The organism is Streptomyces hainanensis (genome assembly GCF_004348415.1).
GTDB classification, from domain to species: Bacteria; Actinomycetota; Actinomycetes; order Streptomycetales; family Streptomycetaceae; genus Streptomyces; species Streptomyces hainanensis.
In genome coordinates this window covers 45773-56005 of sequence record NZ_SMKI01000002.1, presented here as the reverse complement: position 1 = coordinate 56005, position 10233 = coordinate 45773, and the positions used below count along the sequence as shown (strand labels likewise).

Annotated in this window: 6 protein-coding genes; 5 read left to right on the top strand and 1 reads right to left on the bottom strand. The window is 72.3% G+C overall.

The window, feature by feature from the left end:
* Positions 1-198: 198 nt before the first annotated feature.
* The 5 genes from E1283_RS00500 (at position 199) to glgB (ending at position 8603) form a co-directional block, all read left to right on the top strand.
* Positions 199-1203, top strand: a complete 1005-nt coding sequence (locus E1283_RS00500) for an ABC transporter substrate-binding protein (protein ID WP_243744511.1) — start codon at positions 199-201, stop codon at positions 1201-1203.
* Between the two features lie 108 nt (positions 1204-1311).
* Complete coding sequence (locus E1283_RS00495) at positions 1312-3357, top strand: alpha-1,4-glucan--maltose-1-phosphate maltosyltransferase (protein ID WP_132815338.1); 2046 nt, start codon at positions 1312-1314, stop codon at positions 3355-3357.
* Positions 3344-5071 (top strand): maltose alpha-D-glucosyltransferase, encoded by a 1728-nt coding sequence (treS, locus tag E1283_RS00490; RefSeq protein ID WP_132815336.1) that lies wholly within the window; start codon positions 3344-3346, stop codon positions 5069-5071. Before E1283_RS00495 ends, treS begins: the two co-directional genes overlap by 14 nt.
* A 196-nt stretch (positions 5072-5267) precedes the next feature.
* Positions 5268-6731 (top strand): maltokinase N-terminal cap-like domain-containing protein, encoded by a 1464-nt coding sequence (locus E1283_RS00485; RefSeq protein WP_132815334.1) that lies wholly within the window; start codon positions 5268-5270, stop codon positions 6729-6731.
* Between the two features lie 15 nt (positions 6732-6746).
* Positions 6747-8603, top strand: coding sequence for a 1,4-alpha-glucan branching protein GlgB (glgB, locus tag E1283_RS00480; protein ID WP_132815332.1), 1857 nt, complete (start codon positions 6747-6749; stop codon positions 8601-8603).
* 4 nt (positions 8604-8607) lie between these two features.
* On the opposite strand, the gene E1283_RS00475 is transcribed toward glgB, so the two are convergent.
* Entirely contained in the window at positions 8608-10155 is a 1548-nt protein-coding gene (locus E1283_RS00475; RefSeq protein WP_132815330.1) for an FAD-dependent monooxygenase, read from the bottom strand.
* Between the last annotated feature and the right edge of the window lie 78 nt (positions 10156-10233).

Here is a 10233-nt window from a genome sequence, read left to right as displayed (position 1 = left end):
GGTGGCGGTTGGGCGGCCACCGGGACGGGGACGGGCTTCAGGTGCACCCGCACACGGTAAGGCACACCTAAGTTGACGCGCCCCCCACCCCCAATATGGCGCGGAACGGGATCAACGGCTATTCTCACACAGATTTTGCCAAGGTTAGGCTTGCCTAAGGAAATGCGGGCCTAAGAGGAAAGCGCGGGAGAGAACTCTGTGATCGGCACCCCCAACCGAGTCGGCCGCCGGCGCGGCCGACTCGTCACCCTGCTGCTGTCGCTGGCCGTGGCAGGCACCCTGACCGCCTGCGGCGGCTCCGACACCGACACGTCACAGGACGCGGCGCCCTCGGGCGGCTCGTCCGACGGCGCGTACCCGCGCACCGTCACGCACGACCAGGGCGAGACCGTCCTGGAGGCCAAGCCCCAGCGGATCGTCGCCCTGGACAACAGCCTGGTCGAGGCCGTGGTCGCGCTGGACGGCAACCTGGTCGGCGGCATCTCCTCCTACCGCGACCTCGGCGGCTTCCCCGAGTACCTGGGCGACGCCGTGGCCGAGACGGAGGAGGTCGGCCCGCTGGAGAGCCCGAACCTGGAGCTGATCGCCACCCTCGACCCGGACCTGATCATCTCGGCGACCGTCCGCCACGAGGACCTCTACGACCAGCTCTCGGCGATCGCGCCCACCGTCTTCGTCGCGACCACCGGGCCGACCTGGAAGGACAACATCGGCCTGATCGCCGAGGCGCTGGACGAGGAGGACGCCGCCGCCGAGCAGCTGGCCGCCTACGAGGCCAGGGCGACCGCCATCGGCACCGCGGTCAACGAGCAGTTGGGCGACCCGACGGTCTCCGTCGTCCGGTTCCTCGACGGCCCCACCCGCATCTACCTGCCCGCGACCTTCAGCGGGATCATCCTCACCGACATGGGCCTGGCGCGGCCGGAGAACCAGCGGGATCCGGAGGAGTTCAACATCGAGATCAGCGAGGAGCAGATCGAACAGGCCGACGCGGACGTCCTGTTCTACACCTCCTACTCGGGCGGCGAGGAGCGGCGGGAGAGATTCCTCGCCAATCCCCTCTGGGAACGCCTTACCGCCGTCCAGAACGGGCACGCGTACGACGTCCGGGACGAGATCTGGATGACCTCCGTGTCGCTCCAGGGCGCCAACCAGGTGCTGGACGACATGGCGGAGATCTTCGGCGTGGACGACGCGCGGTAGCCCGCGCGCACGCGCCACGCGAATCCGCCCACTCACCGACACTCAGGGACGAAACCGATACAAAGGACGAAGCCCATCAATCTCCCAGCCGGTTCAGGTGATTCTCAGATGATCGGTCGCATCCCCGTCCTCGACGTCCAGCCCCGCATCGACTGCGGACGACGCCCGGTGAAGGCCGTGCCGGGCGAGACGTTCCAGGTGACCGCCACCGTCTTCCGGGAGGGGGCGGACGCGGTGGGCGCCAACGTGGTGCTCCGCGACCCCAACGGCCGCGGCGGTCCCTGGACTCCGATGCGCGAGCTGGCCCCCGGCACCGACCGCTGGGGCGCCGAGGTGACGCCCAACAGCGAGGGCCGCTGGACCTACGCCGTGGAGGCGTGGGGCGACCCGGTGACCAGCTGGCGGGAGCGGGCGCTGATCAAGGTCCCGGCCGGCGCCGACGTCGAACTCACCTTCGCCGAGGGCGCCGAGGTGCTGCGCCAGGCGGCCGCCGGAATCCCCAGGAACGGCGGCCGGGACGCCCTGCTGGCCGCCGTCGCGGCGCTGCTCGACACCGGCAGCCCGGACGACGAGCGGCTGGCCGCCGCCACGGACTCGGCGGTGCTGGAGCCCCTGACCCGCCACCCGCTGCGCGAACTGCTCACCACCTCGCGCCCGATGCCACTGGTGGTGGAGCGGGAGCGCGCGTTGTTCGGCTCCTGGTACGAGCTGTTCCCGCGCTCCGAGGGCGCGGTGGTGCGCAGGGGCGCGCCCCCGATCTCCGGCACGCTCCGCACCGCCGCCGAACGGCTGCCGGCCGTCGCCGCGATGGGCTTCGACGTCGTCTACCTGCCGCCGGTGCACCCCGTCGGCACGTCCTTCAGAAAGGGCCGGGGCGGCGCGCTGACGGCCGACGCGGACGACGTCGGCTCGCCCTGGGCCATCGGCTCGCCGGCCGGCGGCCACGACGCCGTCCACCCGGACCTGGGCACCATCGAGGACTTCGACCACTTCGTCGCCTCGGCGTCCGGCGCCGGCCTCGAGGTGGCGCTCGACCTGGCCCTCCAGTGCAGCCCCGACCACCCCTGGCTCAAGGAACATCCCGAGTGGTTCAGGAGACGCGCCGACGGCACCGTCGCGCACGCCGAGAACCCGCCGAAGAAGTACCAGGACATCGTGCCGATCTCGTTCGACCAGGACTTCCGGGGGCTGGTGAACGAGACCCTGCGGCTGCTGCGCTTCTGGATGGCCCGCGGGGTGCGGATCTTCCGGGTCGACAACCCGCACACCAAGCCGGTGGTGTTCTGGGAGAAGGTGATCGCCGAGATCAACCGCACCGACCCGGACGTCATCTTCCTGGCCGAGGCGTTCACCAGACCGGCGATGATGCACACGCTGGCCCGGATCGGCTTCCAGCAGTCCTACACCTACTTCACCTGGCGCAACACCAAGCAGGAGCTCACCGAGTACCTCACCGAGCTCAGCGGCCCCGCCAGCGCCTACATGCGCCCCAACTTCTTCGTCAACACACCCGACATCCTGCACGCCTACCTCCAGCGCGGAGGGCGCGCGGCCTTCGAGACCCGCGCCGTGCTCGCCGCCACGCTCTCCCCCAGCTGGGGCATGTATGCCGGTTACGAGCTGTGCGAGGCCACCCCCGCGGGGCCGAACAGCGAGGAGTACGCCGACTCCGAGAAATACCAGCTCCGCCCCAGGGACTGGGACAAGGCGGACGCCCAGGGCCGTTCCCTCACCCCCCTGATCACCGCCCTCAACACCCTGCGCCGTCGTCACCCGGCGCTGCGCCGCCTACGCGACCTGCACTTTCACCGAACCAACAACGAGCACATCCTGGCCTACTCCAAGCGCACCCGGACACCGCACGCCGACTGCGTACTGATCGTGGTCAACCTCGATCCCCACCACACCCACGAAGCGACGATCTCGTTGGACCTTGCGCAACTCGAAGGGTGCGGTCTCACGCCCGCGCAAGAGGGTGGTGCCGAACCCTTCCCGGTGTGCGACGAGCTCACCGGAGCGACCTACCACTGGGGCAGGGACAACTATGTGCGGCTTGAGCCGGGCCGTGCGGATGCGTACGCCTCGTCGGCCCACATTCTGGCCCTGCGACCGTCCTCACAGACCGGAGGGTCACCCAACCATGAGCGTCAATGAGCCGGTCCTCGACATGTTCGAGGACACGCCAGCCCGCGAGCGCGACCCGGAGTGGTTCAAGCGAGCGGTCTTCTACGAGGTCCTCGTCCGCTCCTTCCAGGACAGCAACGGTGACGGTGTCGGTGATCTGAAGGGAATCACCGCCAGACTCGACTACCTCCAGTGGCTCGGCGTCGACTGCCTCTGGCTGCCGCCGTTCTTCAAGTCGCCGCTGCGCGACGGAGGCTACGACGTCGCGGACTACAACGACGTGCTCCCGCAGTTCGGCGACCTCGCCGACTTCGTCGAGTTCGTGGACGCCGCGCACCAGCGCGGCATGCGGGTCATCATCGACTTCGTCATGAACCACACGAGCGACCAGCACCGGTGGTTCCAGGAGTCCCGCCGCGACCCGGAGGGGCCCTACGGCGACTACTACATGTGGGCCGACGACGACAAGCAGTACGGGGACGCCCGGATCATCTTCGTCGACACCGAGTCGTCCAACTGGGCGTTCGACCCGGTCCGCAAGCAGTACTACTTCCACCGCTTCTTCTCCCACCAGCCGGACCTCAACTACGAGAACCCGGCGGTCCAGGAGGAGATCCTCTCCGCCCTCCGCTTCTGGCTCGACCTCGGCATCGACGGCTTCCGCCTCGACGCGGTCCCCTACCTGTTCGCGCAGGAGGGCACCAACTGCGAAAACCTTCCTGCCACCCACGACCTGCTCAAACGGGTGCGCGCCGAGATCGACGAGCACTACCCCGACACCGTGCTGCTGGCCGAGGCCAACCAGTGGCCGGAGGACGTCGTCGACTACTTCGGCGACTACGACAAGGGCGGGGACGAGTGCCACATGGCGTTCCACTTCCCCGTGATGCCGCGGATCTTCATGGCGGTCCGGCGCGAGTCCCGCTACCCGGTCTCCGAGATCCTGGCCAAGACCCCGCAGATCCCGTCCCACTGCCAGTGGGGGATCTTCCTGCGCAACCACGACGAGCTGACCCTGGAGATGGTCACCGACGAGGAGCGCGACTACATGTACTCCGAGTACGCCAAGGACCCGAGGATGCGGGCCAACATCGGCATCCGCCGCCGGCTCGCCCCCCTGCTCGACAACGACCGCAACCAGATCGAGCTCTTCACCGCGCTGCTGCTGTCGCTGCCCGGCTCGCCGATCCTCTACTACGGGGACGAGATCGGCATGGGCGACAACATCTGGCTCGGCGACCGGGACGCGGTGCGCACCCCGATGCAGTGGACGCCGGACCGCAACGCGGGCTTCTCCTCCTGCGACCCGGGCCGGCTCTCCCTGCCGACCATCATGGACCCGATCTACGGCTACCAGGTCACCAACGTCGAGGCGGCGATGAGCTCGCCGGCCTCGCTGCTGCACTGGACCCGCCGGATGATCGAGATCCGCAAGCAGAACCCGGCGTTCGGGCTCGGCTCCTACTGTGAGCTGCCGTCGTCCAACCCGTCCGTGCTCGCCTTCCTCCGCGAGCACGGGGACGACCTGGTGATGTGCGTGCACAACTTCTCGCGCTTCTCCCAGCCCACCGAACTCGACCTGCGCTCCTGGTCGGGCCGTGTCCCGGTGGAGCTGATCGGCGGCGTCCGCTTTCCGCCCATCGGCGAACTCCCCTACCTCCTGACGCTGGCCGGCCACGGCTTCTACTGGTTCCGGCTCCGCCAGGCACCCGAGGTGGGCCCCACGCCCACCGCCGTCCCCTGAGCGCACCAACGACCGTGGGCCGCAGCCACCCAGGCCGCGGCCCCGGGCCCCGTTCCACCGCGTCCCACCGCCATCCGGGCGCCTTTCGCCTCACCCGCACGGCCGTTCCTTCACGACACGTCCCGCACCGCCGGGCAACACCGGCCCCCATCCGGGACACTTCGGGACATATTTTGCCGCCCGGGGAAAGGACGCCATGCCGGAGAGTTCCTCGCCCCGAACGGTGCACGCCCGTCTCCCCCAGCTCTCCGCGCCGCACGGCAGCGCCCTGTTGCGCTCGCTGACCGGCCCGCTCGCCCGCTGGCTGCCCAGGCAGCGCTGGTTCGCCGGCAAGGGCCGCCCCCTCAGCTCGCTCTCCCTGGTGGCCGCCACCGAGTTGCTGTCCTGCTCCGGCTCGGGGCCCGGTCCCGGGCTGCTGCACCTGCTGGTCCGCGCCCGCCACGGCGGCGCCCGCGACACCACCCCGGACGACTGCTACCAACTGCTGCTCGGCGTCCGCCCGGTGCTGCCGCCCGCCCTCTCCCCCGCGCTCGTCGGCCGCCCCACCGAGGGGCCGCTGCGCGGCCGGGCCGTCTACGAGGCGCTGCACGACAACCGGCTCGCCACCCTGATGCTGGAGCGGCTGCGCGCCCCCGGGCGGCACGGCACCCTGAGCTTCGGCCGCGCGCCCGGCACCGCCATCCCCTCCGGGCTCTCCGCCCGGATGCTCACCGGCGAGCAGTCCAACTCCTCGGTGGTCTACGGCGAGGAACACATCCTCAAGCTGTTCCGCCGGGTCAGCCCGGGCGTCAACCCCGACCTGGAACTCCCGCTCGCGCTGGCCGAGGCCGGCTGCGCCCGGGTGCCGGCGCCCGCCGCCTGGTTCGAGGCGTCCTTCCCGGGCGCCGCGGCCCCCGAGCCGGACGCCGAGCCGCTGACCCTGGGCGTCCTCGTCCCCTACCTGGCCGGCTCGGCCGACGGCTGGCAGCTGGCGCTCGCCTCGCTCACCCAGCGCACCGACTTCTCCGGCGCCGCCCGCTCCCTCGGCCGCGCCACCGCCGAGGTGCACACCGCGCTGGCCACCGCCCTGCCCACCGACCGGCTCGGCCGGCCGGAGTTGGAGGAGGCGGCGGCCGCGATGACCGAGCGGCTGACCGACGCGGCCGCCGCGGTGCCGGCGCTGCGCCCCTACCAGTCGGGGCTGCGCCGCACCTACCGGGCCCTGGCCGACTACGCGGCGCGCGGCGGCGAGTGCCCGGTGCAGCGGCTCCACGGCGACCTGCACCTCGGCCAGGTGCTGCGCACCGCGGAGGGCGAGGGCTGGTCGCTGATCGACTTCGAGGGGGAACCGGCCCGCCCGCTCACCGACCGCCGCCGCCCGGGGCCGCCGGTGCGCGACATCGCCGGGATGCTGCGGTCGTTCGACTACGCGGCCTGCCAGCACGGCACCGGCGGCTCCTGGGCCGAGTCCTGGTCGCGCGCCAACCGCGCCGCCTACTGCCGGGGTTACGCCGAGACCTCGGGCCGGGACCCGCTCGACCAACTGGAGCTGCTGCGCGCCTACGAGACCGACAAGGCGGTCTACGAGGTGCTGTACGAGGCCAGACACCGCCCGCACTGGCTGCACGTCCCGATGACGGCGATCCGCCGCCTCGCGGCCGCCACCGTCACCGCCGACTGACCTGGAGACTCCGCCGTGCCCCTGACCCCGTCGGACCTCCGGCTCTTCGCCCGGGGCCGCCACCCCCGGCTCTGGGACGTCCTCGGCGCCCACCCCACCCGCCACCGCGGGGTGCGCGGCACCCACTTCGCCGTCTGGGCGCCGAACGCGCTCAGCGTCGGCCTCGCCGCCGAGCGCAACGGCTGGGACGGCGCCGGCACCCCGCTCGACCGGCTCGGCGACTCAGGCGTCTGGGAGGCGTTCGTGCCGGGAGTGGGCGCCGGCACGCGCTACAAGTTCGACGTGGTGGGCGCCGACGGCGGGCGCTCGCTGCGCGCCGACCCCATGGCCCGCCGCGCCGAACGGGCGCCGGGCACCGCCTCGGTCGTGCACGTCTCCCAGCACCGCTGGCGCGACGCGGCCTGGCTGGCCCGCCGCGCCGAGCGCGCCCCGCACGCCGGGCCGCTCTCCGTCTACGAGGTGCACGCCGGCTCGTGGCGGCCCGGCCTCGGCTACCGCGAACTCGCCGCCGAACTCCCGCCCTACCTGCGGGACCTGGGCTTCACCCACGTCGAGCTGATGCCGATCGCCGAGCACCCCTACGGCGGCTCCTGGGGCTACCAGGTCACCGGCTACTACGCGCCGACCGCCCGCCTCGGCTCCCCCGACGACCTGAAGTTCCTGGTCGACGCGCTGCACCGGGCCGGCATCGGCGTCATCGTGGACTGGGTCCCGGCGCACTTCCCCAAGGACGACTGGGCGCTGGCCGGCTTCGACGGCACCCCCTGCTACGAGCACCCGGACCCGCGGCGGGCCGAGCACCCCGACTGGGGCACCCTGGAGTTCGACTACGGGCGCCCCGAGGTGCGCAACTTCCTGATCTCCAACGCCGTCCACTGGTGCGAGGAGTACCACCTGGACGGCCTGCGGGTGGACGCCGTCGCCTCGATGCTCTACCTCGACTACTCGCGCGGCGAGGGCGAGTGGACCCCGAACGCGGACGGCGGCCGGGAGAACCCGGACGCCGTGTCGTTCCTCCGCGACCTCAACGCCACCCTGCGCGCCCGCTGTCCCGGGGTGCTCACGATGGCCGAGGAGTCGACCGCCTGGGAGGGCGTCACCCGGCCGGTGACGGCCGGCGGCCTCGGCTTCGACCTCAAGTGGAACATGGGCTGGATGCACGACTCGCTCGGCTACCTGTCCCGCGACCCGGTGCACCGCCGCTTCCACCACGGCGAGATCACCCGCTCCCTCTCCTACGCCTGGTCGGAGCGGTACGTCCTGCCCGTCTCGCACGACGAGGTGGTGCACGGCAAGCGCCCGCTGGCGGCGAAGCCACCGGGCGACTGGTGGCAGCGCCGCGCCACCCACCGCGCGTACCTGGCCTTCATGTGGGCCCACCCGGGCAAGCAACTGCTGTTCATGGGCCAGGAGTTCGCCCAGGGCACCGAGTGGTCGGACGTCACGGGCCCGCAGTGGTGGGTGCTGGACGACGAGTGGCCGGCCGCCGAGGACCACCGGGGTGTCCGGCGCCTGGTCGGCGACCTCAACCACCACTACCGCGCCACCCCGGCGCTCTGGGAGCTGGACCACACCCCGGCCGGCTTCTCCTGGTTGGCCGCCGACCGCGCGGACGACAACGTGCTCGCCTTCCTCCGCCACCCGGCCGCCGGCCCACCGCTGCTGGCCATCAGCAACTTCTGCCCCGTCGTCCGTGAGGACTACCCGATCCCGGCGCCGCCGGCCATCCCGGCCTGGGCCGAACTCCTCACCACGGACGCGGAGCGCTACGGCGGCGGCGGCCTCACCAACCCCGAGCCGATCAAGCACCACGACGACGGCATCACCCTGACCCTTCCGCCGCTCGCCACGGTGTGGCTGCTGCCCGCCTGACGGGCTACGGCGCGCCGAGCCAGCGGCGGGCGGTCTCGCGGAGCGACGCCAGCTCGGCGGGGTCCGGGTGGGGGGCGTCCGTCGCCCAGGCCACGTAGCAGTCCGGGCGCAGCAGCAGGGCCGTGAACGCGGGGGCGGGCGTGCCGGGTCGGGCGGTGACGAGGTCGACCCGGTCCTTCCACTCCGCCAACGCCGCCGCGACGGCGCCGTTCCCGGTCAGGTCGAGGAGCAGCGGGCGTGCGCCGCGGGTGAGTTCGGCGAGGCGCACGGTGCCGGTCGGGGTGTCGAGCTCCGCCTCTGGCGCGAACCGGCCGACCGCCGGGTGCGGTTCCGCCACGCCCATGTCGTAGCGGACGTCCGCGCCCGCGAGGAGCTCGGCGAGGTGGTGGACGACGTCCCGCTGACCGAGCAGTTCGGTGAACAGTTCGCGCAGCGCGGTGACGTCGCCGCCGGGGGCGGAGAGCGCGGACTGCGCCCGCGCGTTGGTGACCATCCGGTCGGCGGCCTGCCGGCGCTCGGTCTCGTAGCTGTCGAGGAGCCCGGCCGGCGCGTCGCCGCGGAGTGTCGCGGCGAGCTTCCAGCCGAGGTTGACCGCGTCCTGCAGCCCGAGGTTGAGGCCGGGGCCGCCGCCCTCGGCGTAGACGTGGGCGGCGTCGCCGACGAGGAAGACCCGGCCGTCCCGGAAGCGGTCGGCGACCCGGGTGTGGCCGCTGGTCAGCCGGCGCAGCACGGGGTGTTCCTCGCCGACGGGCGGGTCGAGCGGCAGGTCGGCGCCGAGCACGCGGCGTACGGAGGCCCGGAGTTCGTCGAGGCTCATGGGCCCGTCGGTCTCGGGCTGGTCCCACTCGGTGGTGCTGATCAGCGGCGGGTGGCCGGGGAACGGGGCGTAGGAGAAGCCGCCGTGGTCGGTGCGCAGCGGCAGGAAGGGCGGGACGGGGTCGCGTCCTGGCACGGTGAGGGCGCCGGTCGTGGGGTCCACCAGGTCCGCCGGGATCGTGACGTGCGCGGTCCTGTTGGTCCTGCGGTCGTAGCTGACGCCGGGGAAGCCGATCCCGGCGAGTTTGCGCGTGGCGCTGTGCGCGCCGTCGGCGCCGACGAGAGCGCGGGCCCCGAGCCGGTAGTCGCCGTCCGGCGCCGTGACGTCGACGGTGACGGCGTCGTCGTCCTGGGTCAGGCCGACGAGTCGGTGTCCGCGCCGGATCTCGACGCCGAGTTCGGCGGCGCGTTCCTCCAGGACCCGCACGACCTGCCGCTGCGGCACCGCCAGGCCGTACAGCGGGCTGGCGGGCAGCAGGCCGAGGTTCAGGCCCATGGCGGCGAACATGAAGTACCGGGTGTTGGGCAGCGGTGGCGCCTGGCCGCCGAGCCGCTCGTGCAGCCCGCGGTGGTCGACCATCCGCACCACCTGCCCGAGCAGGCCGTTGGCCTTGGGCTCCTCGCCGGGCTCCGGCAGGCGCTCCAGCACGACGGGGCGGACGCCGGCCAGGCTGAGTTCGCAGGCGAGCATCAGCCCGTTCGGGCCGCCGCCGGCTATGACGACATCGGTGATCATGGTTCGCACTCCTCGGGGGGATGTGTCCGATCGGAAAACGGCAGGGGGGACCGCCCGGGGAACAGCCGGGTGACTTCG

What these genes read in the sequence shown, in the direction of transcription:
- E1283_RS00475 (WP_132815330.1), bottom strand. Translation starts at nt 10,155, where the DNA reads ATGATCACCGATGTCGTCATAGCCGGCGGCGGCCCGAACGGGCTGATG.
- E1283_RS00485 (WP_132815334.1), top strand. Translation starts at nt 5,268, where the DNA reads ATGCCGGAGAGTTCCTCGCCCCGAACGGTGCACGCCCGTCTCCCCCAG.
- E1283_RS00495 (WP_132815338.1), top strand. Translation starts at nt 1,312, where the DNA reads ATGATCGGTCGCATCCCCGTCCTCGACGTCCAGCCCCGCATCGACTGC.
- treS (WP_132815336.1), top strand. Translation starts at nt 3,344, where the DNA reads ATGAGCGTCAATGAGCCGGTCCTCGACATGTTCGAGGACACGCCAGCC.